Origin of the sequence: Actinosynnema sp. NPDC023587, from assembly GCF_040640215.1 — a bacterium.
GTDB lineage: Bacteria > Actinomycetota > Actinomycetes > Mycobacteriales > Pseudonocardiaceae > Actinosynnema.
The window spans coordinates 199,349-222,982 of the sequence record NZ_JBFABG010000001.1 but is presented as its reverse complement, the minus strand read 5'-3'; the positions used below and the strand labels follow the sequence as shown (position 1 = coordinate 222,982).

Annotated in this window: 22 protein-coding genes; 15 read left to right on the top strand and 7 right to left on the bottom strand. The window is 73.6% G+C overall.

What is annotated here, in order from left to right; genetic code table 11:
* The first annotated feature begins 115 nt into the window (after window positions 1–115).
* Both AB0G01_RS01100 and AB0G01_RS01095 read left to right on the top strand, forming a co-directional pair.
* Window positions 116–1,366, top strand: coding sequence for an Hsp70 family protein (locus tag AB0G01_RS01100; RefSeq protein WP_360938101.1), 1,251 nt, complete (start codon window positions 116–118; stop codon window positions 1,364–1,366).
* An 8-nt stretch (window positions 1,367–1,374) separates the two neighbouring features.
* Window positions 1,375–3,765 carry a helix-turn-helix transcriptional regulator gene (locus tag AB0G01_RS01095; RefSeq protein WP_360938098.1) on the top strand — a complete coding sequence of 797 codons (2,391 nt, stop codon included), beginning with the start codon at window positions 1,375–1,377 and terminating at the stop codon, window positions 3,763–3,765.
* A gap of 24 nt (window positions 3,766–3,789) precedes the next feature.
* Here the strand turns inward: AB0G01_RS01095 and AB0G01_RS01090 are convergent, their stop codons facing one another.
* On the bottom strand, window positions 3,790–4,281 hold the full coding sequence (locus tag AB0G01_RS01090) for a DUF2165 domain-containing protein (RefSeq protein WP_360938095.1): 492 nt from the start codon (window positions 4,279–4,281) through the stop codon (window positions 3,790–3,792).
* Window positions 4,282–4,377: 96 nt separating this feature from the next.
* Window positions 4,378–8,430 carry a WD40 repeat domain-containing protein gene (locus tag AB0G01_RS01085; protein ID WP_360938092.1) on the bottom strand — a complete coding sequence of 1,351 codons (4,053 nt, stop codon included), beginning with the start codon at window positions 8,428–8,430 and terminating at the stop codon, window positions 4,378–4,380.
* A 556-nt stretch (window positions 8,431–8,986) separates the two neighbouring features.
* Here AB0G01_RS01085 and AB0G01_RS01080 point away from each other — a divergent pair.
* On the top strand, window positions 8,987–10,444 hold the full coding sequence (locus tag AB0G01_RS01080; protein ID WP_360939831.1) for an AlkA N-terminal domain-containing protein: 1,458 nt from the start codon (window positions 8,987–8,989) through the stop codon (window positions 10,442–10,444).
* Window positions 10,445–10,457: 13 nt separating this feature from the next.
* Window positions 10,458–10,964 (top strand): methylated-DNA--[protein]-cysteine S-methyltransferase, encoded by a 507-nt coding sequence (locus AB0G01_RS01075; RefSeq protein WP_360938089.1) that lies wholly within the window; start codon window positions 10,458–10,460, stop codon window positions 10,962–10,964.
* On the opposite strand, the gene AB0G01_RS01070 is transcribed toward AB0G01_RS01075, so the two are convergent.
* Window positions 10,922–11,635, bottom strand: coding sequence for a DUF2306 domain-containing protein (locus AB0G01_RS01070; RefSeq protein ID WP_360938086.1), 714 nt, complete (start codon window positions 11,633–11,635; stop codon window positions 10,922–10,924). The genes AB0G01_RS01075 and AB0G01_RS01070 overlap by 43 nt on opposite strands.
* A gap of 124 nt (window positions 11,636–11,759) precedes the next feature.
* On the opposite strand from AB0G01_RS01070, the gene AB0G01_RS01065 reads away from it, so the two are divergent.
* Genes AB0G01_RS01065 through AB0G01_RS01050 form a run of 4 tightly spaced genes read left to right on the top strand, consistent with a single transcriptional unit; the run spans window position 11,760 to window position 14,514 of the window.
* The gene (locus AB0G01_RS01065; RefSeq protein WP_360938083.1) at window positions 11,760–12,347 is read left to right on the top strand and encodes a helix-turn-helix domain-containing protein; all 588 of its coding nucleotides are present in this window, start codon (window positions 11,760–11,762) and stop codon (window positions 12,345–12,347) included.
* The gene (locus tag AB0G01_RS01060) at window positions 12,347–13,063 is read left to right on the top strand and encodes an SRPBCC domain-containing protein (RefSeq protein WP_360938080.1); all 717 of its coding nucleotides are present in this window, start codon (window positions 12,347–12,349) and stop codon (window positions 13,061–13,063) included. The genes AB0G01_RS01065 and AB0G01_RS01060 overlap by 1 nt, the downstream gene beginning before the upstream one ends.
* Window positions 13,060–13,704 (top strand): DUF998 domain-containing protein, encoded by a 645-nt coding sequence (locus tag AB0G01_RS01055; protein ID WP_360938077.1) that lies wholly within the window; start codon window positions 13,060–13,062, stop codon window positions 13,702–13,704. Before AB0G01_RS01060 ends, AB0G01_RS01055 begins: the two co-directional genes overlap by 4 nt.
* Window positions 13,705–13,719: 15 nt before the next feature.
* A complete protein-coding gene (locus tag AB0G01_RS01050) occupies window positions 13,720–14,514 on the top strand; it encodes an alpha/beta hydrolase (RefSeq protein WP_360938074.1) in 795 nt (264 codons plus the stop codon).
* Between the two features lie 148 nt (window positions 14,515–14,662).
* Here the strand turns inward: AB0G01_RS01050 and AB0G01_RS01045 are convergent, their stop codons facing one another.
* Window positions 14,663–15,496 (bottom strand): SAM-dependent methyltransferase, encoded by an 834-nt coding sequence (locus AB0G01_RS01045; protein ID WP_360938071.1) that lies wholly within the window; start codon window positions 15,494–15,496, stop codon window positions 14,663–14,665.
* 223 nt (window positions 15,497–15,719) lie between these two features.
* Between AB0G01_RS01045 and AB0G01_RS01040 the strand changes: the two genes are divergently transcribed.
* From AB0G01_RS01040 to AB0G01_RS01030, 3 genes are all read left to right on the top strand, one after another.
* Window positions 15,720–16,604, top strand: a complete 885-nt coding sequence (locus AB0G01_RS01040; RefSeq protein ID WP_360938068.1) for a helix-turn-helix transcriptional regulator — start codon at window positions 15,720–15,722, stop codon at window positions 16,602–16,604.
* Between the two features lie 133 nt (window positions 16,605–16,737).
* Entirely contained in the window at window positions 16,738–16,977 is a 240-nt protein-coding gene (locus AB0G01_RS01035) for a DUF397 domain-containing protein (RefSeq protein WP_360938065.1), read from the top strand.
* Entirely contained in the window at window positions 16,961–17,266 is a 306-nt protein-coding gene (locus tag AB0G01_RS01030) for a hypothetical protein (protein WP_360938062.1), read from the top strand. Before AB0G01_RS01035 ends, AB0G01_RS01030 begins: the two co-directional genes overlap by 17 nt.
* Before the next feature lie 356 nt (window positions 17,267–17,622).
* Here AB0G01_RS01030 and AB0G01_RS01025 read toward each other — a convergent pair whose 3' ends face one another.
* Window positions 17,623–17,994, bottom strand: coding sequence for a hypothetical protein (locus AB0G01_RS01025; protein ID WP_360938059.1), 372 nt, complete (start codon window positions 17,992–17,994; stop codon window positions 17,623–17,625).
* Between the two features lie 539 nt (window positions 17,995–18,533).
* On the opposite strand from AB0G01_RS01025, the gene AB0G01_RS01020 reads away from it, so the two are divergent.
* Entirely contained in the window at window positions 18,534–19,712 is a 1,179-nt protein-coding gene (locus AB0G01_RS01020) for a hypothetical protein (RefSeq protein WP_360938056.1), read from the top strand.
* 19 nt (window positions 19,713–19,731) lie between these two features.
* Here AB0G01_RS01020 and AB0G01_RS01015 read toward each other — a convergent pair whose 3' ends face one another.
* Both AB0G01_RS01015 and AB0G01_RS01010 read right to left on the bottom strand, forming a co-directional pair.
* Window positions 19,732–20,619 carry a tetratricopeptide repeat protein gene (locus tag AB0G01_RS01015; RefSeq protein WP_360938053.1) on the bottom strand — a complete coding sequence of 296 codons (888 nt, stop codon included), beginning with the start codon at window positions 20,617–20,619 and terminating at the stop codon, window positions 19,732–19,734.
* Between the two features lie 164 nt (window positions 20,620–20,783).
* Entirely contained in the window at window positions 20,784–21,023 is a 240-nt protein-coding gene (locus AB0G01_RS01010; protein ID WP_360938051.1) for a transcriptional regulator, read from the bottom strand.
* Between the two features lie 159 nt (window positions 21,024–21,182).
* Between AB0G01_RS01010 and AB0G01_RS01005 the strand changes: the two genes are divergently transcribed.
* The 3 genes from AB0G01_RS01005 (at window position 21,183) to AB0G01_RS00995 (ending at window position 23,633) form a co-directional block, all read left to right on the top strand.
* Window positions 21,183–21,506, top strand: coding sequence for a helix-turn-helix transcriptional regulator (locus AB0G01_RS01005; RefSeq protein WP_360938048.1), 324 nt, complete (start codon window positions 21,183–21,185; stop codon window positions 21,504–21,506).
* Between the two features lie 201 nt (window positions 21,507–21,707).
* Window positions 21,708–22,709 (top strand): AraC family transcriptional regulator, encoded by a 1,002-nt coding sequence (locus AB0G01_RS01000; protein WP_360938045.1) that lies wholly within the window; start codon window positions 21,708–21,710, stop codon window positions 22,707–22,709.
* 48 nt (window positions 22,710–22,757) lie between these two features.
* On the top strand, window positions 22,758–23,633 hold the full coding sequence (locus AB0G01_RS00995; protein WP_360939829.1) for a carbohydrate-binding protein: 876 nt from the start codon (window positions 22,758–22,760) through the stop codon (window positions 23,631–23,633).
* The last annotated feature ends 1 nt before the right edge of the window (window position 23,634 follow it).

Sequence of the window (23,634 nt, the reverse complement as noted above, 5' to 3'; positions counted from 1 at the left end):
GTGTGGTTCTCGTTCACTCCCTAGGGGATTAGGGGATCTGCTTGTGACTCCTCGGTAGCCCCGTGTACGTACTGGGACCCGTTACCGCGACCGGTCGAGTGGAGGAGGCTCCGAGTTGCCGTACGTCCTCGGGGTCGACGTGGGCACCACCCGCACCGCCGCCGCCGTGTGCCGGCTCGGCGGGGCCGGGCGGGCCGAGCCCGAGCTCGTCGGGCTCGGCGGGCCCGGCGGCGGGGTCGCGTCGTCGTTGCAGCTCACCGCCGACGGCGCGTTCGCCGTGGGCGAGCCGGGCGACCCGCGCTGGACGGCCACCGGTTTCGCCCGCCGGGTCGGCGACGACGTGCCGGTCGCGCTCGGCTCCGAGCGGTACCCGGCCGAGGAGCTGACCGCCCTGCTGGTGATGTGGGTGGCCGGCCAGGTCGCCGACCGCGAGGGTGAACCCGCCGCGCGGATCGTGCTGGCGCACCCGGCGGGGTGGGGCCCGCACGCCAAGGGTCTCGCGCACCGCGCTCTGCACGCGGTCGGCCTGCCGGACGTCACCCTGCTGGCCGAACCGCTGGCCGCCGCCGCGTCCTTCGGGCGCGGCCCGGTCGGCGTGTTCGACCTGGGCAGCCACGCGTTCGGCGCGGCCGTGGTGCGGCCCCCGTTCGACCTGGTGGCCCGGACCGAGGGGGTGGACCAGGCGGCCGGCGCGGACTTCGACGACCTGGTGTTCGAGCACGTCCGCACGGTGCTCGGGCGGCCGTTCACCGAACTCGACCCGGACGACCCGCGTACCCGGGGTCTGCACGCCCGGCTGCGCCGGGACTGCGAGGCCGCCAAGCGGGTGCTGTCCGGCGCGGTCGAGACGGCCATCCCGGTGCACCTGCCGTCCGGCGTGGTGGAGGTGCCGCTGACCCGGGCCCGGTTCGAGGAGCTGATCCGGCCGGACGTCGAGCACGCCGTGGCCGTGTTCGAGCGGGTGGTCGGCGGCACCCCGCTGGAGGTGACCGCGCTGGTCGGCGGCAGTGCGCGCATCCCGCTCATCTCGTCGCTGCTGCCCGGCCGGGTGGTGTTCGAGGCCGCGCCGGAGACGTCGGCGGTCAAGGGCGCGGCGCTGGCCGGGCGGCACCTGCTGCTCGGCCCGGACGAGCCCGAGCCGAGCGAGACGTCGGTGCTGGTGCGCGACGACGACCCGCTGCTGCGCTTCCCGGTCGGCGGGTCCACCTCCCCCGCCGACGAGGAGTTCACCGCCCCGCCGCCCCGCCCCCCGATCGACATCACGCCGCTGGACCTGCCGGAACGGCGCTCCGTGAAGCGCGTCGTGCGCGGGCTGGCGGCCACCGGGCGGTCCCGTGACCGCGACCCAGCCGAGGACGGCCGTTGAGCCCGCGCATGACCACCGAACGCCCGCTGCTGTCCGACCCGGCCGGCCGGGTGCCGGCGGAGATCGCCGCCGCACCCGACGCCGTGCTCCGGCTGGGCGTGCTCGCGCCCGGCGGGTACGGGAAGACCACCGTGCTGCGGGAGGTCGAGCGGGCCTACCGGGAGGCGGGGGTGGCGGCCACGATCGTGGACGACGCCCACCTGCTCGGCGACGCGGAGCTGGGGTCCCTCCGGGCCCTCGTCGAGCGGGGGGACGCCCGGGTCGTCGTCGCCTACCGGCCGTGGCCCCGGTCGCGGGCGCTGGCGGCGCTGGCCGAGGCGCTCGGCCGGGTGCGCCCGCCGCTGATGCCCGCGGCGTTCACCCGCGAGCAGGTGCGGGCCGTGCTGCCCGCCGCCGGGCGCGGGCTGGCGGACTTCGTGCACCGGCAGACCGGCGGGGTGCCCCGGTTCGTGGCCCGGCTGGCCGGGGTGACCACCGCCGAGGTGCCGGCCGAGGTGATCGCGTCGTTCCGGGCCGACCTGGACTGGCTGGAACCGGCCGTGCAGAAGTTCCTGCTCGCCGCCGAGGCCGGTGCGGCGCTCCGGCTCGACCTGCTGGGAGCGTTGCTGGACAAGGACTCCGACGCCGTGGGCGAGGTGATCGAGGCGGGCCGGGCCACCGGGCTGCTCGCCCCGGACGGCACGCTGCTGCCGATCGCGCGGACCGCCGTGGCGGCGCTGAGCCGCACCGACCGGCGGATCGCCGTGCGGCAGCGGCTGGCCGAGCTGGAGATGCGGTCCGGCGGTCCGGTGCTGCACCTGGTGCGACCGCTGCTCGGCACCGGCGTCGGCGGACCCGCCGCGGCCGAGGCCTTCCAGGCGGCGGCCAGGGAAGCGCTGCCCACCGACCCGGCGCTGTCCGCCCGGCTGCTCGCCGCGGTCGGCACGCCGGACGACGAGGTGGCGGTGCGGCAGGCCGCCGCGTCGGCCCTGTCCGGTGACCTGGACGCCGCGCTGCGGCTGGCCGACCGGGTGCTCTCGGCCGGGGACCGGGCGCACCGGGGCGCGGCGGCCGAGGTCGCCGCGATCGCGCTGGCGCACCGGGGCCAGCTCGCCCGCAGCACCGAGCTGCACCGCTGGTCGCCCAGCGCCACGTCCACGGCGTTCGCGGTGGTCGGCCAGGTCGGCACCGGGCGGGTGCCGGCCGGGCCGCTGCCGGTCGCGCCGCCCACCCTGCTCGACGGCGGCGCGTCGCTGATGGCGCACGGGGTCCTGGAGTCGATCGGCGACACGCCGACCACCGCGCTGTCCACCCTGGTCCGCGCGGTCGGCCTGCTGGAACCGGCCGGCCGGGCGGTGCTGCTGCCGGACACGCCCGCCGCGCTGGCCGGGCTGGTGGCGCTGCACAGCGGTGAGCTCGCGGTGGCCGAGTCGGTGCTGGACCGGGCGCTGGCCACGTCGTTGGGCGGCACGCTGATGACCGTCCGGCACGGGCTGCTGCGGGCGTGGATCGCGATGGTCCGGGGGAACCTGGTGCAGGCCAGGGAAACCCTGATCTCGCTGCGCAGGGCGGGCCGGCCGCTGGAACCCCGGGACTGGATCTTCGCGGTGGCCCTGGAGGTCGGCGTCGCCCGGCGCACCAGCGACCTGGCGACGTTGAAGCGGACCTGGGAGCAGGCTTGCGAAGCGGTGCTGCGGCACCCGGTGGACCTCTACACGTTCCTGCCGCTGGGCGAGTTCGCCGCCGCGGCGGCCCGGCTGCGCGACCAGCACCGGCTCACGCCGCACCTGGGCGCGGCCCGGGACCTGGTGCGGCGGCTGGGAGATCCGCCGCTGTGGGCGGTGCCGCTGCACTGGAGCCTGCTGCACGCGGCGATCATCGCCGAGGAGACGTCGGCCGCCGAGGAGCACGCGGCGGCGCTGGCCGCGTGCGCGCCCAGCGGCCGGTACAGCGCCCTCGTGTCGACGGCCGCGGAGAGCTGGCTGGACGTGCTCGCGGGCAAGGTCGACGCGGACCGGGTGGAGAGCGCGGCTCGCGGCCTGCACGCCGTCGGCCAGTGGTGGGACGCCGCGCGCCTGGCCGGCCAGGCGGCGATAAGGACCTCCGACCGGCAGGCCATGGTGCGCCTGCTGGACTGCGCGCGGCTGTTGCAGGGCCGCCCGGCCGGTGCGACGCGCAAGCCCGCCGAACCGGCCGCCGAGCCCGTCGAGACCGGCAGGCTCGGTGACGCGGGCAAGCTCAGCGACCGCGAGCGCCAGGTGGCCGAGCTGGTGATCGGCGGGTCGACCTACCGGCAGGTCGGCGACCGGCTGTTCATCTCGGCCAAGACCGTCGAGCACCACGTGGCGCGAATCCGGCAGCGCCTGGGCTGCACCAGCCGGGCCGAGCTGCTCGACCAGCTCCGCCAGATCCTCGGCTGACCGGGCGGCCACCGCCGCCGGTGGTCACGCGTCCTTTGTGGACAGCCGGGCCAGGATGAGCCCGACCGAGGCGATCACGAAGTTCTGGAACGCGGCGGTCAGCCCGTTCCACTCCGCCGACTGCCACATCAGGAACCACTCGCCGCCGACCACGATGAACCCGCCGCCGAACAGCAGCACCTGCATGACCCAGCCGACCGCCGACAGCGCTCGGGCCGCCGCCCGGCCGCGCAGCCACGCCACCAGCGCGGCCAGCAGCACGGCGGCGGTCAGCGCCTCCCAGGCGATGATCAGGGCGTACGCGGCGGTGACGGCGGTCTGGTCGGTGACGGCCCGGTACATCGTGCCGGGGGAGCGGAAGGTCGTGTCCATCGCGAACACGTGCTGGACGAACGCGCGGTTGGTCTCGTAGTCGGTGACGTTCCCCCACACCACGAGCCCCATGTAGACGCCGGTGATCGCGGTGAGCACCGCCAGCACCGCCTGCGGGCTGCCCACCCGGCCGAGTAAACGCATGAACTGGAACCTAGCCACGATCCGCGGGAAGTCCACGGCGGGAAGCGCCCGGGGGGCCGATCGCGGACGTCGGCCGCCGTCAACGGTTCGGACCCCCTACGGGCACACCGGTTCGTAGTCCAACTGGGGCAGGTGCTTGCGCCACAGCTCCTCCGGCAGCACGCCCTTGGTCTTCGCGCAGACCCGGCCGATCGCGCGCTGCTGGTCCAGGTCCCACAGCCGGACCGTGCCGTCCAGGCCGGTGGAGGCGACCATCCGCCCGTCCGGCGTGAAGCGGACGTCCTGCAACCCGGCGTCGTGCCCGGTCAGCGCCTGCCCCAGCGGGTGCGGGCGGAGCAGGTCGCGCACGTCCCACAGCCGGACCGCCCGGTCGTCCCCGCCGCTGGCCAGCGTCCTCCCGTCCGGGCTGAACGCGATCGTCACGGCCGCCTCCACGTGCCCGGTCATCGGCGTGCCGATCGGGCGGACCCGGGACGGCGCGGACAGGTCCCACAGCCGGATCGACTTGTCGTCGCCGGCGGTCGCCAGCACGGTCCCGTCCGGGCTGACCGCGCCCGCCCGCACCGCGCCCGCGTGCCCGCCCAGCGGGTGGCCGAGCGGCTGCGCCGCCGCCGGGTCGGACACGTTCCACAGCCGCACCGTCTGGTCCGCGCTCCCGGTGATCAACGACTTCCCGTCCGGCGTGAACACCGCGAAGTGCACGTACCCGCTGTGCCCGACCAGCGGTCCGCCGAGCGGCCGGGGCCGGTCCCGGTCGGTGAGGTCCCACAACTGCACCGAATCGTCGTTCGACCCGGTGACCAGCACCCTGCCGTCCGGGCTGAACGCCACCGGGGCGCTGTACCGGGTGCGCAGCTCCAGCGGTCCGCCCAGCGGGCGCACCCGGCCGGGGTCGGACAGGTCCCACAGCCGGACGGCCTTGTCGCTGACGCTGGCCAGCGTCCGGCCGTCCGGGCTGATCGCCAGCCCCCACACGCCCGCGTCGTCGTCGGTCCGCGCCGACGCGGCGCTGTGCGGCTCGTGCGGGTCCGCCAGGTCCCACACCCGGATGGTCCGGTCGCGGCTGCCGGTGACCATGCGCCGCCCGTCCGGGGTGAACACCGGGCCGACGGTCCGCCCGGAGTGGCCGATCAGCACCGTCTTGGGCAGCGACCACAGCCGCACCGCGGTGTCCTGGCTGCCGGTGGCCAGCCGGTACCCGTCCGGGCTGAACGCCACCGCGTAGATGGTGCCGTTGCGCCCGGTCAGCGGCTGGCCGATGGCCAGCGGGTGGACCGGGTCGGTCACGTTCCACAGCCGGGCCGTGCCATCGCTGCTGCCACTGGCCAGCACCCGACCGCCCCGGTTGAACGCCACCGACCAGACCGGGCCGTCGTGGTCGGTCAGCGGACGGCCGAGCGGTCGCGCCGCCGCCGGGTCGGCCACGTCCCACAGCCGGATGGTGCGGTCGTCGCTGCCGGTGGCCAGCACCCGGCCGTCGGGGCTGAACGCCACCGACCGGACGATCCCGTCGAACCCGGCCAGCGGCGGGCCCAGCGGTTGGGGCCGGGTGCGGTCCGCGACGTCCCACAGGACCACGGTCCGGTCGTCGCCGCCGACCGCGAGCACCCGGCCGTCCGGGCTGAACGCCACCGACCGCACCTGGCCGGAGTGCAGGCCCAGCGGCGCGCCCAGCGGGCTCGGCGCGGCCGGCGTGGTGACGTCCCACAACTGGGCGGTGTGGTCCTCGTTGGCGGTCACCAGGGTCTTGCTGTCCGGCGTGAACGCGACCAGGTAGACGGTGCCGTGGTCGCCGACCAGGGGTTGGCCGAGGGCGCGCGGGCGGCTCGGGTCGGCGACGTCCCACAGCCGGACCGTGCCGTCGTCGCCGGCCGTGGCCAGGGTGCCGCCGTCCGGGCTGAACACCGCCGAGCTCACCCAGCTCCGGTGCCCGCGCAGCGGCGGGCCCAGCGGCTTGGGGTTGTCGCGGTCGCGCAGGTCCCACAGCCGCACGGTGGAGTCGTAGGACGCGGTGGCCAGGGTGTCGCCGTCGGCGGAGAACGAGGTCAGGTAGACCGCGCCCTCGTGGCCGACGAGCTGGGTGGCCAGCGGCGTGCCCTGGGTGGACAGGATGCGGGTGTAGACCTCCTGGTCGTCCGGTCGGATCCGCTGCGCGACCAGGTCGAGCTGCGCCGACAGCGACGGGTCGGTCTCCTGGAGCCGGTCGGCCTCCGCGACGACCTGCCGGAACACCGCGTCGTCGCGCTGCCGCACGGCGAGCACGGCCGCCGTGGCGGCGATGATCGCCAGCACCACGACGACCACCACCGCGCTGCGCCGGCCCCACAGCGCGCGCCGGCGGTGTTGCGTGGACACCGACAGGAAGTCCTGCGCCACCCCCGTGAGGCCGCCCGGACCGGCCGCGTCCGCCCAGTGCCGGGCGGTCTCCAGCCGCGCGCCCCGGTAGAGCAGCGACGGGTCGCGCTCCTGGGTGGCCCAGGTCGCCGAGTCCTCCTCCAGCCGCTGGCGCAGCAACTGGCCCTCCCGGTCCTGGTCGATCCAGCTCCGCAGCCGGGGCCACGCCTGGAGCAGCGCCTCGTGGGTGATCTCCACCGAACCCGCGTCCAGGGTGACCAGCCGGGCGCGGGCCAGCACCTCCAGCGCCTCCTCGCCGGCCGCCCGGTTCGCGGCCTGGTCGACCAGCTCGTGCCGGGTGGACCGGCGGCGGGTGTCCTGGGTGTCCTCGCCGACCCGGACCAGGCGCAGCAGCAGCGGGCGGGCGGCCAGTTGGGCGTCCGGGGCGAGGTCGGCCCACGCGCGCTCGGCGGTCGCCGCGACCGCGCCCTGGATGCCGCCCGCCGCGCGGTAGCCGGAGATGGTGAGCTTGCCGCCGGCGCGGCGCTGCCAGGTGGCCAGCAGGGCGTGCGAGAGCAGCGGCAGCGCGCCCGCGTCGTATGCGCCCTGGCCGGTCCGGCCCTGCGCCCGCCCGCTGCGCACGCCGAGGTCGCGCAACATCAGCTCGATCAGCCCCGGCTCCAGTTGCAGGCCCGCCGCCTTGGCCGGGCGCGACACGGCCTCGCGCAGCTCGGCGGACGTCATCGGGCCGAGCACCATCTGGCGCTCCTGGAGCGCGTCGGCCAGCTCCGGGAAGGCCAGGCAGCGGCCGTAGAAGTCGGCCCGGACCCCCAGCACGACCACGGCGGGCGGGACGTCACCGGGCCCGGCGGGCGTGCACGCCACGTGCAGGGCCTGCACGAACACCTGGACCAGGGTCTCGTCACCGCACAGCGTGAAGGCTTCCTCGAACTGGTCCACCACGACCACCACGCGCTCGCCGCCGTGCCGGGCCGCGTGGTCGGCGAACGCGGCCCGGATCTGCGCCGCGAACCGCGGCACCGCCGGCGACGCCTGCCCGAGGAACGTCTCCGGACCGTCCGGGGGGTGGTGGTGGGCGATTTCCTCCAGCGTTCTCCCGAGCGCCTCGGACAATTCCGGGATTTGGCGCACCAGTTCTTTCACCGGGTCCGCCCCCGGTGTCACCACGATGGCCGGCCAGCGTTCCGAGCCGGGTACCGCCACAGCGCCGGCGCGAATGGCCGGAATCACCCCGGCGCGGACGAGGGACGATTTACCGGCACCCGACGCGCCGACCAGCACGACTATTCCACCGGAATCGGCGGACGCGCTCAACCGGGACACCAGCGCGGCCGTGCTGCGCTCCCGGCCGAAGAACCAGGACGAGTCCTCGGGCTGGAAGGCGGCCAGGCCCCGGTAGGGGCAGACGCCGATCTCGTCGGAGCTCGGCGGCTCCTCGTCGTCGGGCGCGGTGGCCGGGCTGGACAGCGCCTCCTCCCACAGCGCGCGCCACGCCCGCAGGTCGTACAAACCGGCCGCCGGCGGCTGCGGCCGGGTCTTGCGGGCCTCGCCGATGAGGACTTCGAGGACTACCGAGAGTGCCGAGAACCGGGCGGGCACGTTGCGGCCCCGCCGCCAGTCGCTGACCCGCTGCGCCGTCGCGCGGACCGGGCGGCCCCGCTCGTCGGTCCGCCGGGCGCGCCCCACCGACTCGGTCACCCGCTTCAGGGGAGGGTCGCCGGCCTCCGCGTAGAGCAGCGCGAACCGCTCGGCGAAAATGGCGCGGGGCCCCGACCCCTGACCAGAACCAGCCATTCGCGGCTGACCTCCTCGGGTCCGGCCTTCCGGACCGGAAAACCGGATGTGAGCGCGTGAACAGGTCGTTTGTCGACCGGTGGAGCACCAGGCGGTCCACCCTAACGACTCGCGCTGCCAAGCTGCCCAGGACGTTCCGCCGAGGTCGTCGGGTTGTGCGGAGGGACCGGTCCGAGTGGGTTCGCCGGCCACCGGCGCACGAGCCGCACCGCCCGCCGCTGAGGGGTCCTGGGGGTCTTCTCAGCGGCGTGCTCCGAGCCGGCCGGGTCGGTGGAACGGCGCGGCGACCTGCCACGTCGGCCGGGTTCGACCGCGGTGTGACCGGTCCCGTGCCGGTCACGGCCCGTGAGGGCCGGTGCGGTGCGGGCCTGCCCGATCCCGCGGACCGTGCTCGACGGGCACGGCCGGGATCGGGCCGAGGTGAGGCCGGCTCCCGCCCGCCGTCCCGCCGCCCGCCCGGACGGGGTCGGCACAGCGCTGTGCGACCTGACCGGGAGACCCCTCGATGTCGAATTTCCGCCGGCCAACGGCCTGGCGTTGACCGATGCTGGATCACGTGCACGAAGACGCGGAACGGTGCGTGCGGGCCGTGCGGTCCAAAGACGCGCGGTTCGACGGGTGGTTCTTCACCGCCGTCCTGACCACGCGCATCTATTGCCGCCCGAGTTGTCCGGTGGCCCCGCCCAAGGTCGAGAACATGCGGTTCTACCCGAGCGCGGCGGCGGCCCAACAAGCGGGATTCCGGGCGTGCAAGCGGTGTCGACCCGACGCCAGTCCGGGTTCCCCGTTGTGGAACCACCGCGCCGACTCGGTGGCCAAGGCCATGCGCTTGATCGCGGACGGGGTGGTCGACCGGGAGGGCGTCCCGGGACTGGCCGCCCGGCTCGGCTACAGCGTCCGCCAGGTCGAACGCCAACTGCTCGCGGAACTCGGCGCGGGACCCCTCGCGCTGGCCCGCGCGCAGCGGGCGCAGACCGCGCGGCTGCTGATCGAGACGACCACCCTGCCGATGGCCGAGGTGGCGCTGGCGGCCGGCTTCGCCAGCATCCGGGCGTTCAACGAGACCGTGCGCTCGGTGTTCGCCCTCTCGCCCACGGACCTGCGGACGCGGCGGCGGACCGTGGTGGACACGCCCGGCGTGCTGTCGCTGCGCCTGCCGTTCCGCGCGCCGCTGTGCCCGGACAACCTCTTCGGGCACCTCGCGGCGACCGCCGTGCCGGGGGTGGAGGAGTGGCGGGACGGCGCGTACCGGCGAACGTTGCGGCTGCCGCACGGGCACGCCGTGGTGGCGTTGAGCCCGCAGCCCGACCACGTGGCGTGCCGGTTGGCGCTGACCGACCTGCGGGACCTGTCGATCGCCATCGCCCGGTGCCGGCGGATGCTCGACCTGGACGCCGACCCGGTCGCGGTGGACGACCGGCTGCGGACCGACCCGGACCTGCGCGCCGTGGTCGACGAGGACCCCGGCCGCCGGGTGCCGGGCACCCCCGACCCGGCGGAGTTCGCCGTGCGGGCGGTGCTGGGCCAGCAGGTGTCCACGGCGGCGGCGCGGACGCACGCGGGGCGGATCGTGGCGGCGGCGGGCACGCCGATCACCGACGTCGGCCTGACCCACCTGTTCCCCACGCCCGAGGAGCTGCTGTCGCTCGACCCGGCGGTGCTGGCCATGCCGAAAGCGCGCAAGGCGGCGTTCTCGGCGCTGGTGGGCGCGTTGGCCTCCGGCGCGGTCGACCTCGGGGTCGGCGCGGACTGGGCGAAGGCGCGCGCCGAGCTGCACGCGCTGCCGGGGTTCGGGCCGTGGACCGTCGAGATGATCGCGATGCGCGCACTGGGAGACCCCGACGCGTTCATCCCCGGCGACCTCGGCGTGCGGGTCGCCGCGCGGGCGTCGGGGATGCCGGACACACCGGGCGCGCTGGTCGCCCGAGCACGCGCGTGGCGTCCCTGGCGGGCGTACGCGGTCCAATACCTGTGGGCGACCGGGGACCACGCGGTCAACCGGTTGCCGGCCTGAGAGGAACTTCGCGGTGGTGGCGCACACGGTGGTCGACAGCCCGGTGGGGCTGTTGACGTTGGTGGCCCGGGACGGCGTGCTGTCCGGGCTGTACATGACGGAGCAGCGGTACCGGCCGGCCGAGGAGAGCTTCGGGGCGCGGGACGCTTCGCTGTTCGGCGACGTGGTCGAGCAGTTGGCGGAGTACTTCGCGGGTGCGCGGACCGCGTTCGACGTGCCGCTGGACCTGCTGGGCACGCCGTTCCAGCGCTCGGTGTGGACGGCGCTGCGCTCGATCCCGTTCGGGGAGACGAGGTCGTACGGCCAGGTGGCCGTGGCCCTCGGCCGGCCGACCGCCGCGCGGGCGGTCGGCCTGGCCAACGGGCACAACCCGATCGGCATCATCGTGCCGTGCCACCGGGTGGTCGGTTCCGGCGGCGACCTGACCGGCTACGGCGGCGGGATCGCCCGCAAGCGGCAGTTGCTGGACTTCGAGTCTCAGCCGTCCACCCCGGGCCTGCCGGGGCTCTTCACCGGCTGACGCCGCCCCGGCCGGCTGCGGTCGAGCCACCACTCGACGGCCAGCAGGGGCAGCACCCAGCCCAGCCACGCGGAGGTGCCCGCGATGGCCTGGAGCAGGGCGACTTCGCTGCCGCCGAAGGTGGTGTCCAGCCGGTCGGGCAGGACGAGCCCCAGCCCGGCCGCCCAGAACCGGTTGCTGATGATCGACAGGGTGAGCGCGGTGCTGCGTAACATCCAGCGCCGGTGGTCGGCGTAGCGCCGCTGTCGCGCCATCCGGAGGCCGGTGATCGTGAAACCGAGCCAGAGCAGCCCCATCAGGACGTTGCCGGCCTGGTTCACCGGGCCGAACGGGCTGACCGCGCCGATCGCCACGCCGAGCACGCCGGCGGGCAGCACGCCCGCGAACACGTAGGCGCGGCCGGCGCGCCGGTGCCAGACGGGGTGCTCCCGCCGCAGCCACGGCCAGATCTGGAGCACGCAGGCCAGGATCGCGATCGACCCGAACACCACGTGCCCGACCAGGAACGGGTAGTGCCAGGTGTGGTCGCCGGGCTGGGGCACCCGGGTCCGCGCGGGGTCGAGCGTCAGGTACCTCGGCAGCGAGAACGCCACGAACGCGGCGACCAGGACCCCCAGCGGCAGCACCCAATGCCGCCGCCACCAACTCCGCTTGACCTGTGCTTCCACCATGCGCCGACCTTCGCCGACCGCGCTGACCGACCCCGCACCGAACGCTGACCACGCGGCCCGCGCCGTCCTCACCGACAAATCGAGTTGTCTTGACAAAATAATTCGTCGGTGCGAGGGTTGCCCCGTGCTTGACGTAGCGGTGATCGAAGACCCGGCCACGGCCGAGGTGACGCTGGACCCGGTGCGGGCCCGGCTGCTGGCCGAGCTGGTCGAGCCGGGTTCGGCGACCACGCTGGCGGCCAAGGTGGGGCTGCCCCGGCAGAAGGTCAACTACCACCTGCGCGCGCTGGAGCGGCACGGCCTGGTCGAGCTCGCCGAGGAGCGCCGTAAGGGCAACATGACCGAACGGGTCATGCGCGCCACGGCGGCGTCCTACGTGATCTCGCCGATGGCGCTGGCCGCCGTGCAGCCCGACCCGGAGCGGTCACCGGACCGGCTCTCGGCGCGGTGGCTGCTCGCGGTGGCGGCGCGGCTGGTGCGCGACGTGGGCAACCTGCTCACCGGGTCCGCCAAGGCGGGCCGGAGGGTGGCGACCTTCGCCCTCGACGGCGAGGTCCGGTTCGCCACCGCGACGGACCGGGCGGCCTTCGCCGAGGAACTGGCGGCGGCGGTGACCGGGCTGGTCGCGAAGTACCACGACGAGACGACCGGGGGTGGACGGGCGCACCGCGTCGTCGTCGCCGTGCACCCCAGCATTCCGAAGGAGTCCTGATGGGGCACGCGTTCGAGGAGACCGACGAGGTCGAACTGGCGGGCGTCACGCCCGAGCAGGTCTGGGAGGCCATCGCCACCGGGCCCGGCATCGACTCGTGGTTCATGGGCAGCAACGAGGTCGAGGCCGGCGTCGCGGTCAAGGGCGCGTTCGGCCACTACGAGCCCCGGCAGGGCGTCACCGCGTGGGAACCGGGCCGGCACCTGGCCTTCGGCGGCGAACGGGAGCCCGACGGCCGGTTCCTGGCCTACGAGTTCCTGGTCGAGGGCCGGGAGCGGGGCAGCACCGTGCTCCGCGTGGTCACCAGCGGGTTCCTGCCCGGCGACGACTGGCACGACGAGTTCGAGGCGATGCTGGCCGGCGGCACGATGTTCCGGCGCACCCTGGTCGAGTACCTGGAGCACTTCACCGGCCGCACCGCGCGCCCGGTGACCGCGTTCGGCCCGCCGGTCCGGGATTGGCCCGCGCTGTGGACCGCGCTGCACCGCGAGCTGGGCCTGGCGGACGCACCGCGACGCGGCGACGCGGTGGCGGTCGACGGCATCCCCGGCGTCGTCTACTACGCCAACGCGCAGACGGTCGGGATTCGCACGCCCGACGCGATGTACCGGTTCTTCCAGGGCTTCAACGGGGGGCTGATCGCGATGCACCACGTCTTCACCGACGACGGTCGCGACGAGCGCTCCTGGTCCTCCTGGCTGGGCGGGTTGTCATGACCGCGCCGGCCCCCGGGCCGCGCACCGGTTCGCGTACCGGCGTCACCGGGCTGCTGCTGGGCTGCGGGGCGCTCGCCGGGCCGCTGTACCTGGTCACCGGGTTCGCCCAGGCGTTCACCCGGGACGGCTTCGACCTGGCGCGGCACCCGTTCAGCTTCCTCTCCCTCGGCGAGGGCGGCTGGGTGCAGATCGCGAACTTCGTCCTCACCGGACTGCTGTTCCTGGCCATGGCCTTCGGGGTGCGGCGCGCACTCGCCGGGCAGCGCGGCGGCACGGGGGGCCCGGTCCTGCTGGGGATCTTCGCGATCGGGATGGTCGGCGGCGGCGTGTTCGTGGCCGACCCGGCGTTCGGGTTCCCGGTCGGCGCGCCGGACGGGCCGCCGGAAGTCCTGTCGTGGCACGGGACCTTGCACGGCGTGGCGTTCTTCGCGGCGTTCCCGGCGCTGGTCGCGGCGTGCTTCGTGTTCGCCCGGCGGTTCCACGGCGGGTGGTCGTGGTACTGCGCGGCGACCGGTGTGCTGTCGGTGGTGCCCGTGGCGTTCCTGGGTTCGGAGTGGGGAACGGTGCTGCTGTACGCGGTGGCCGTGGTGAGTTGGCTCTGGGTGTCCGCGATCGCGCTGAAGCTGCGCGCCGAGATCTGAGGGAGAAGCACGAACATGGGACAGGTCACGTCCGCCGACGGCACCACCATCGCCTACACCAGGACGGGTGCCGGGCCCGCGCTGATCATCGTGGACGGTGCGATGTGCTACCGGCGGTTCGGCCCCGCCGCGCGGTTGGCGCGGGAACTCGCGCCGGACTTCACGGTCTATACCTACGACCGGCGCGGTCGCGGCGAGAGCGGCGACACCGGGCCGTACGACGTGGCGCGGGAGGTCGAGGACATCGCCGCGCTGATCGGGGCGGCGGGCGGTCGGGCGCACCTGTTCGGCATGTCGTCCGGCGGCGCGCTGGTCGCCGAGGCGGTGCACCGGGGCGTCGCCGCAGACCGGTTCGCGGTCTACGAGTCGCCGATGATCGTGGACGGCACGCGGGACCCGCTGCCCGCCGACTTCCGGCAGCGGACGAGCCGCGCGGTGGCCGACGGCCGTCCGGGCGACGCGGTGAAGATGTTCATGAAGTTCGTCGGCACGCCCGGCCTCTTCGTCGCGCTGATGCCGGTCCTGCCGATGTGGAAGAAGCTGAAGGGCGTGGCGCACACGCTGTCCCACGACCTGGCGGTGGTGGGGGAGCTCCAGCGCGGGGTCGTGCCGGCCGCCGATCGGTGGGCCGGGGCGACGGCACCGGGGCTGGTCATCGCGGGCGGCAAGAGCCCGGAGTGGCTGCGCAACTCCCAGGCGTTCCTGGCGTCGGCGCTGCCCGACGGGGAGCTGAAGGTGCTCGACGGCCAGACGCACATGGTGAAGGCCGACGTCACCGCTCCGGTCCTGGTCGACTTCCTCACCCGGTGAGGTCCGGGGCGCTGCCGCGACGCGGTGGCGTCCCCGGGTATATCGGCAGTCCACTGTGGACGGAAGGTCGGCGGGTCTTGCGGGGGCGTCGTGCCATCCGCACATGGCACGACGCTCGACGCGGGGCCACCGCCCCTCGTGGCGACCGCTACGGCTTGCGGGCGACCGCTCCCGCGATGCAGTAGGACACCGCGTCGAGCTTCCGCAGCCGGGGGCCGTCCGGCCACCAGTCCGCGCAGATCACCAGGCCGGGGTCCACCAGCTCCAGGCCGTCGAAGAAGCCGAGCAGCTCCGAGCGGGTGGCGAACCGGCCGGAACCCATGGGGGAGTGGAGGAAGGTCTCCTCCATCCGGCGCGCGATCGCCGAGTGCTCCTCGGTTTCCGGGTCCATGAAGTGGCTGATCGCCACGAAGGAACCCGACGGCAGCGCCTCGATGTACTCGGCCATGATCTCGGTCGGCGTCGGTGACGTGCCGGTGTAGTGGTGCAGCGTACCGAGCTGGAACAGCGCCAGCGGCTGGCTGAAGTCGATGTGCTTGCGCACCACCGGGTCCTGGAGGATCTGCCGGGGGTTGAAGATGTCCGCCGCGGAGAAGTGGGTCTGGTCGTTCTCCTCCAGCAGCGCGCGGCCGTGGGCCAGCACCACCGGGTCGTTGTCGACGTAGACCACCCGGGCGTCCGGCTGGATGCGTTGCGCCACCTGGTGGGTGTTCTCGGCGGTGGGCAGGCCGGAACCGCAGTCCAAGAACTGGGTGATGCCGGTCTGGCTGGCCACGAACCGCGTGGCGCGGATGAGGAACGACCGGTTGTCGACCGCGAGGGTGGCGGCCTCCGGCGCGACCTGCTGGACCCGGCGCAGCACCTCCCGGTCGATCTCGTAGTTGTCCTTGCCGTTGAGGAAAGCGTCGTAGACCCTGGCAATGCTGGCTTTGGTGGTGTCGATGTAGACGGGGGCGGCGATGTCCGAGGACGGTCCCGGCATTGGTGACCTCGCAGTGGGGAGGGGAGAGGGCGGTGGTGGTGCACCGCGACACAGCGCACTCAGCGTAAGCGCTTGGGCTCAACGTGTGAGTGGGCGGTGTGCGGCGGACGGAGGAAGATCAGCGGTGTACGTTCAGTGACGATGCGATTTCGCGCCGTCCGGGCGCAACCGCTGTTCGGGTGGACGGGCTTCGCACGAGTGAGAACGATCGGGAGGATCAGCGATGGCCACTGGTGACCCCGAGGGTTCGGCCGCCGAGCGGGACAGCGGCCCCACCGCGCTCCGCATCGTGCTCGGCTCGCAGCTCCGCAGGTTGCGGGAGGGCGCGGAGATCAGCCGCGCGGACGCCGGCTACGCGATCCGGGGCTCGGAGTCGAAGATCAGCCGGATGGAGCTGGGCCGGGTCGGGCTGAAGGAGCGCGACGTCTCGGACCTGCTGACCATGTACGGGATGACGGACGCGGACGCGCGGGACAAGTTCCTCGCGATGGTCCGCCGGTCGAACGCGCCCGGCTGGTGGCACCGGTACACCGACCTGATGCCGGACTGGTTCCAGGACTACGTCGGCCTGGAGGAGGCGGCGTCCCGCATCCTGACCTACGAAACGCAGTTCGTGCCGGGGTTGCTCCAGACCGAGGCGTACGCGATGGCGATCGCCAGCCACGGCCGGCCCGAGCTGGCCGGACCGCCGGTGAAGCGCCGGGTCTCGCTGCGGATGCAGCGGCAGAAGGTGATGTTCCGGCCCGGTGCCCCACGACTGTGGGCGGTGATCGACGAATCGGTGCTGCACCGCCCGATCGGCGGGCGTCAGGTGCTGCTCGACCAGATCGACTACTTGCTCTCCGTGACCAAGGAAGCGCCGATCACCCTCCAGATCGTGCCGTACCAGTTGAGCGGCTACGCGGCGGAAGGCCCCTTCACGATGCTCCGGTTCGGCGAACCCGATTTGCCGGACATCGTCTACCTCGAACACCTGGCCGGCGCGCTCTACCTGGACAAACTGGAAGAACTTGAGGTCTACAGCCGGGTTTTCGACCGGTTGACCGTCGACGCGGAGACGCCGGACCGCAGTAGGCAGATGCTGTTGAAGGTCCGAGCGGCCCTGTAGCACTCCTCCGTCCGGGGGAGATTCGCCGTCTGCATCTGCACGTGCATTTACCCGTGCTTCACGGAGTGCTACGGTCCGTGCACAGCCAGATGCACGTGCAGATGCATCCCGTCGCGTGGGGTAGGTGATGTCGATGGCCTTCAAGGCCCGCAACGGCATGTCCGCGGCCAAGCTGCCGGACGTGACCTGGCGCAAGAGCGCGCGCAGCGGAGCTTATGGCAACTGCGTCGAACTCGCCGCGCTGGAGAACGGCGAGATCGCGATGCGCAACTCCCGGTTCCCGGACGGTCCCGCTCTCGTCTACACCCGAGCGGAGATCGCGGCCTTCGTGGCCGGTGCCAGGGACGGGGAATTCGATGACCTCGCCGGCTGACGTCGCGGTGCGGACCTCGTTCCAACTGCGCCAACTGATCGAGCGCGGTTTCCAGTTCCTCCACCCCCGGGACGCGCGGGGCGAGCTCGCGGCGGTGGTCGGCGTCCGCGCGCACGACGCGGTGATCGACGTCGTCCGCCTGCACACCGAGGACGACGTGGTGGCGATGCGGATGCCGGCCGACGAGATGAATGTGTTGTCCCCCACCAGATTTTCCTGGCGACGGCGCGGGCCGGCGACGAGCGTGCTCGACGAGCTGCTCGAACTGCCCGACGACCGGATCGCCTGAACCGACGGCCCGTTCTCCGGAACGGGATGAGGGGCGGCACGTGTCCCTCGCCGACGAACCTGACCTGGAGACGCAGCGGGAACCGGCTCCGCGCCTGTTGCCGGTTCCGTGACGCTCAAAGCGGAACTCCGTGTTCGTCGCCTCTGGCGCGAAGGTCGGCCGCATCCGACCTTCGCGCCGGCCACCCCCCGGTCGCTCCGCGCCACGCGGGAACCGGCCTGTGCCAACGCTTTTGAGCCCCGACTCCGCTCCACTCACGCCGAGCAGCGCGCACCGCCGGCGAAGCGCCCCTCGGTGGACCCGACGCGCGCGGTCGCGCCCCGGGCACGAGAGGTGCCCGGGGCGCGACCGGTGATTCAGTTGGTGACCTGCGCGCTGTAGCCGGCCACGCCGAGCTGGCAGTTGAAGGACGACCAGACGCCACCGCTCACACCGTTGTTGCCCAGGGTGTTGCACTGCGCGGACGACAGCGTGGCGAGGTAGACGCTGGAGAACGTGGCGTGGGTCGGCTGCACCAGCACGCTGTAGCCGGCCACGCCGCTCCGGCACTCGTAGCTGACGAACACGTTGCCGGCGACGCCGTTCGTGCCGATCTGGTGGCAGGTCGAGGAATCCGTGGTGATCAGGTAGACCGGGTCGGCGGCGGCCTGCGCGGCACCCGCGCCGAGCGAGAGGGTGGCCGCGGCAGCCGCTGCGGCGGTGGTCAGGACACGGGCGAGCTTCGTCATGGCAGTTCTCCCCAGAATGTCGGATTCGACCGTAACGACGCCTGGCGGGTGGCGTCCGAAACGACGTTAACAGCCGCTCACCTGGCTTTTCGAGGTATTTCTCCCGACTGTGAACAAAGACCTGCGGAATATGTCGGTGCCGTCGGCGACGTCGCTGGTACGAGTCGTACCCAGAGGTAATGAGTGACCTCGGTCACGCAGTTCGGCAACGGTGCGGGGAGGGGCCGAATGGAGCCCGCGGGCGCGTCCGGTCGGGCAGCGAGCGGAGGACCAGCCGAGGGGACAAGGGTCTTCGCGCAGCGAGGCCGCCCCTCGTCGTCCTCGGCACAGTCCGGCACAAGGGGCCTCGAATGGTCGGCCGCAGCTCTGCGGAATGTCCTCGGCGGTACGACCGGGTGGTCCGTCAGGGCGATAACCGAGCTGTCGAGGAATAGTACCGACCGGCCTGAACGGAAGCCCGCCGGAATTCCGTCCATTGATCGTGATTGAGCAGGTGAAGCGTATTGCGCATTCACTTCACTTGGTAGATGCTGCTCGCCATGAACGCCCCACCCCTGCCGCCAGGGCAGTGGGCTCCGGTCCCCGAGCTCCCGGGCATCCCCGAGCACCTCCGGCGCGAAGGCGCGTACCTGCCGCCCCCGTTGCCGTCCCACCTGCCGCTGCCGGCGGTGACCTACCGCTTGGTGGCCGAGGCCGAGCACGCCCTGGGCCGGCTGGACGAGGCCGCTGACCGGCTCCGCGTCCGGCCGGGCCTGGTCCGCGCCACCCAGGTCCGCGACGCGGCGGCGTCCGCCGGCCTGACCGGGACGGTGATCGGGCTGCGCGAGGCGTTCGCCGCCGACCTCGTCGCCGCGCACGGCCCGCCGCCGACCGACCGGTCCGCGCCGGTGCAGCTGCTCGCACCCCACCTGGCCGCCTACGACCACGGCACCGAGCACGTCCGGCGGGGTGGCGCGGTGGACGCCGACCTGCTCGGCCGGCTGGCCGCGATCACGGTCGGCCGCCCCGACGCGGCCCCGCGCGACGTGCTGCGCCGCGAACCGGGCGTGCTCGGCGTGAACCGCGAACGCGCGTACCTGCTCACCGCGCCCAACGCGCACCTCGTGGCGCACCTGGAGCAGTGGTCCACGTGGGTGCGCGAGGAGCGCGAGCAGCCGAGGATCGCCAAGATCGCGCTCGCGCACTACCAACTCGAAGTGCTGCAACCGTTCTCGTCCGTCAGCGGGCACGTCGCCCGCGCGTTCTCGGTGCTGGAGGTGGTGCGCGCCGGGCTGCTGCGCGACCAGCTCCTGCCGTTGTCGGTGTGGCTGGACGACGCGCTGCCGGAGTACCAGGAGGAGATCCGCGCGGTGGTCGACACCGGGTCGGTGCACCCCTGGGTCGAGTTCTTCGCGTGCGCGGTCCGCGACCAGGCCTTGGCGCAGCTACGGCTGGTCGGCCTGCTGGCGGACCTCGCCGAGCGGTACGCCCGGCTGCTGCCGCGCACCGGCGTGCTGCCCGAGGTGGCGGCCGACCTGATCGGCTTCCCCGTGGTCGACCACCGGGCGCTGCGCGAGCGCCACCAGGTGACCACGAAGGCCGCCACCGACCTCACCCGCCGGCTGGTGGAGCGCGGAATCCTCGTCCCGTGGGACTCGCGCGACTACCGGCGGGTGTTCGTGTGCCGGGACGTGCTGCGCCTGCTCGTGGACAACCCGGACACCACCGCGCTGCCCTGACCCGCGACCCCGGTGCACGTCAGGGGCGAAGCCCGCGCTCGGCCCGCTGACCCCGCTCCTGGTGGCCCTGCTCCGGAACCGACCCGGGCGGCGCGCCGACGGGCAGGTCGAGCAGCTCCCGGACCGCGCGCGCGTCGTCGTCGGCCAGGTCGGGCAGCACCCGGCGCAGCCACCGACGGCCCGCGCCCTCGTCGCCGGACAGCCACAGCGCGCGGCCGAGCAGCACCTGCGCGCGGGCCCGGTCCGGGACGGGCCCCCCGCCCTCGCACGCCTTGACCGCCCGGGTCAGGTAGTTGACCGCGGTGCCCAGCCGGTCCGCCTCGATCATCAGCGAGCCCAGGTCGGTCAGCGCGCGGGCGACGGCGTCCTGGTCGCCGTGGCGCACGCGCAGTTCCAGCACCTCGTCCGCGCAACCGACGACCCGGTGCAACCGGCCCTGGGCGCGGTAGGTGGCGGCCAGGGCGTGCAGGGCGTCCACGGTCGGCTCCGGGTCGTCCAGGTGCCGCCAGACGGCCAGTTCGCGCATCCCCAGCGCGGCGGCCGGGCGCAGCGACCCACGGCCCCGCAACACCTCCGCGCCCGCCCGGAACGCCGCCGCCAGCGGTCCGGACGCGGGCAGCGCGGCGGCCAGCGGCGCGGCGCGGTCGTAGAGCTCCAGCGGCCAGCGCCCGTCGACGTCCGCCGGCAGCGCGTGCCACGCGTGGGCCAGCAGCTCGACCGCCGTGTCGTCGCCGACCCGGATCGCGGCGACCACGTCGTCCCGGTGCTCGGCGAACCACCGCCGCACGTCGTCGGCGTCCTCCAGCGGCAGTGGTCCGTTCGGCGGCCCGGGGTCCGGGACGTCGTGGCCGAGGACGTGCCGCGCCCGCAGCACGTCCCGCAGCAACCGCCTGCCCTGCTCGCTCACCTGCCGCCGTCCTTCCCGGTCCGCCGCGCGGGCGTCGGCCGATCGTCGTGCACCGGCCGCCGGTCACCTCGGGTCACGCCGCCGATCCGTCTCTGATGATCACGCAGTCTCCCCCGGTGGGGGTACTCGCGACTACCGCCGAATCGCCGGCCCCGGGGTGACGTTCAGTCATCCCGGTCCGTCCGCGACACCACCTCGAAGAGGTCGTCGAACTGCATGGGGGTCAGCGCGGCGAGCGCGCCGCCGATGAACGCCGGGCCCGGCTGGAGCTCCCCGTTGAGCACCCGGGCCACCGTGGAGCGGTTCACCTCCATGGCCTTGGCCAGCGCGTAGTCCGAGTGGAACCCCGCCAGTCGCGCGGCCTTGGCGAAGGCCTGCGCGCGGAGCCTGATGGTCTTCGGCATCGCCGCCTCCGCTGTGATGTGTGCGCACCGGACGTCTGTCATGTGTGCACAACCCTAGTGCGGTTGCGTGGACGCGGCGGCCGTCCTGTTCTCCGGGCGAGGTCGGAGGGGTTTGGGGTGCGTTGCGAACGTTGCGTGCACGCGACTAACATGGCGTGCATGACCGAACCCGAGAACGGCCCGTCGGCCTGGTGGACCTACCTGGAGGAGAACCTCGCCAACCGGGGTCTGACGACCGGCGACCTGGCGCGCGGCGCGGGGGTCGACCGCAGCCGGCTGAGCGACTGGAAGCGCGGCGGCAAGGCGTCCCTGGAGTCGGCGCGGGCCATCGCGGCCCTGTTCGACGCCGGTCCGCTGGAGGTGATGGTGGCGGCCGGGCTGATCACCCGGGAGGAGGCCGCGTTGCGCCGGACGAGGCCCGATCCCGGCCAGTTGAGCGACGAGGAGCTGATCGCCGAGCTGCGCCGGCGGATGGGGGGCTGAACCGGTGCGCCGGGGGTGAGGTGAACAACCTTCACGCCCGGTGCGCGCATTTCGAGACGGTCGCCGTCCGGCAACCGGACACCCCACCAGGCACGGAGATACCCGCTGCCCCCGTTGTGTTCCCCGTGGGCCTCCGTCATGCCATCGTGTTTTCACCAACGATTGGTCTGGACCTTCGGTCCGGTGGCGAAAGGACGAAAAATGCGTGGCACCACCGTGTTACCGGGGACGCCCTGCCAGACGCCCCGGGTGGGTGAGCTGCCGATGCACCGGTTGGAGGTGCCGGTGCCCAACGCCCTGCCGTTCGCCATCGGCACCTTCGACTCGATCGGGCCGATGTCGAGCGCGAACTTCCCGCACCGGCACACGTTCCACGAGATCGTGCTCGTCACCGGCGGCGTCGGCACCCACGTCGTGGACCTGGCCCGCTGGGAGCTGCGACCGCCCCACCTGTGCGCCATCGCGCCGGGGCAGGTGCACCACTGGGTGGACACGCGGGAGCTGGAAGGCTTCGTCATCCTGTTCACCGACGACTTCCTGATCGACCACCCGGGGGACCGGGAGCTGCTGCGGCGGTTGAGCGAACGGCCCTGGCTCACCCTGGAGGACGCCACCCACGCCGGCCTGGTGAAGCTGGTCCGCGAACTGGACGAGGAGTACCGGGAGCGCGCCGAGGGCGTCGAGTCCGTGTTGCGGTCCCTGCTGCACGTGCTGATCGTGCGCGCGGCCCGGCTGCCGGAGACGCCGAGCGCGTCGCCGCCCGCCCGGACCGGCGCGGTGGCCGAGGAGTTCGCCCGCCTCGCGGGCCGTCCCGACGTCGACCTGTGGTCCGTGCGGGCGTACGCGGAGCGGATCGGCGTCACCCCCGGCTACCTCACCGAGGCGGTCAAGGCCGCGACCGGCCGGACGCCCTCGGAACTCGTCCGCGAGGCGCGGGCCAGCGAGGCGAAGCGGCTGCTGGCCCGGACGGACCTCACCGTGCGGCAGATCGCGGGCCGGGTGGGCTTCGCCGATCCCGCGTACTTCTGCCGGTTCTTCCGCCGGGAGACCGGGGTGAGCCCCGGGGACTTCCGGCGCACCGGCGATGTGCGCACTCCGGCAGGGGGTGACGCCGTTCACAGTTATGACCGACCACGAGATACACCACGACCCACCGTCCCAGTCCATCGTCCGCGCCGGAGCGTCTCCATAGGTTCGTTATGAATTCCCGAGACCGCCCATCCCCCACGAGGAGCAGGCATGAATACGCCTATGGACGGCGACCAGAGCACGACCGAGGAATCACCCGATTCCCGGAGCTTCAGCCGCAGGCCGGTCCTGCGCGCCGCCCTCGCGGCCGGCGTCGCGGTGCCCGCCGCGCTGATGGGTGTGCCCGCTCTGGCACGCACGATCCCCAGCACGGGCGGACAGCTCGAACCGACCCCCCAGTGCGACGACGGCGACGACCCGACGCCGGCGCAGACCGAGGGGCCGTACTTCAAGCCGAACTCGCCGCAGCGCTCGTCGCTGGTCGACGCGGGCACGGTCGGCACCCGCCTGACGGTCACCGGTTACGTGTTCGGGCTGCGCTGCCAGCCGATCGCGAACGTGCTCCTGGACTTCTGGCAGGCGGACAACAACGGTGTGTACGACAACACCGGCTTCAAGTTCCGCGGCCACCAGTTCACCGACGCGTCGGGCAAGTTCACCCTGACCACGATCGTGCCCGGCCTGTACCCCGGCCGCACCCGGCACATCCACGTCAAGGCGCAGGCCCCCGGTGGTCGCGTGCTGACCACGCAGCTGTACTTCCCCGGTGAGCCGCGCAACAACACGGACACCATCTACGACCCGCGCCTCCTCATGACGATGCGCAACGTCGGGCAGGGCCGCGAAGGTCAGTACGACTTCGTGCTCAACATCCAGCAGTCGACGAGCACCACCCGGCCGACGTCGACCACGACCAAGCCGACCGGTCCCACGACGACCACCACGGTTCCCCCTGGTGGCACGTGGGCGGCGGGCAGCGGCTACACCGCGGGCACGGCAGTGACCTACGGCGGCGTCAGCTACGTGTGCCTCCAAGCGCACACCGCCCAGCCCGGCTGGGAGCCGCCGAACGTGCCCGCCCTGTGGCGCGTCGGCTGAT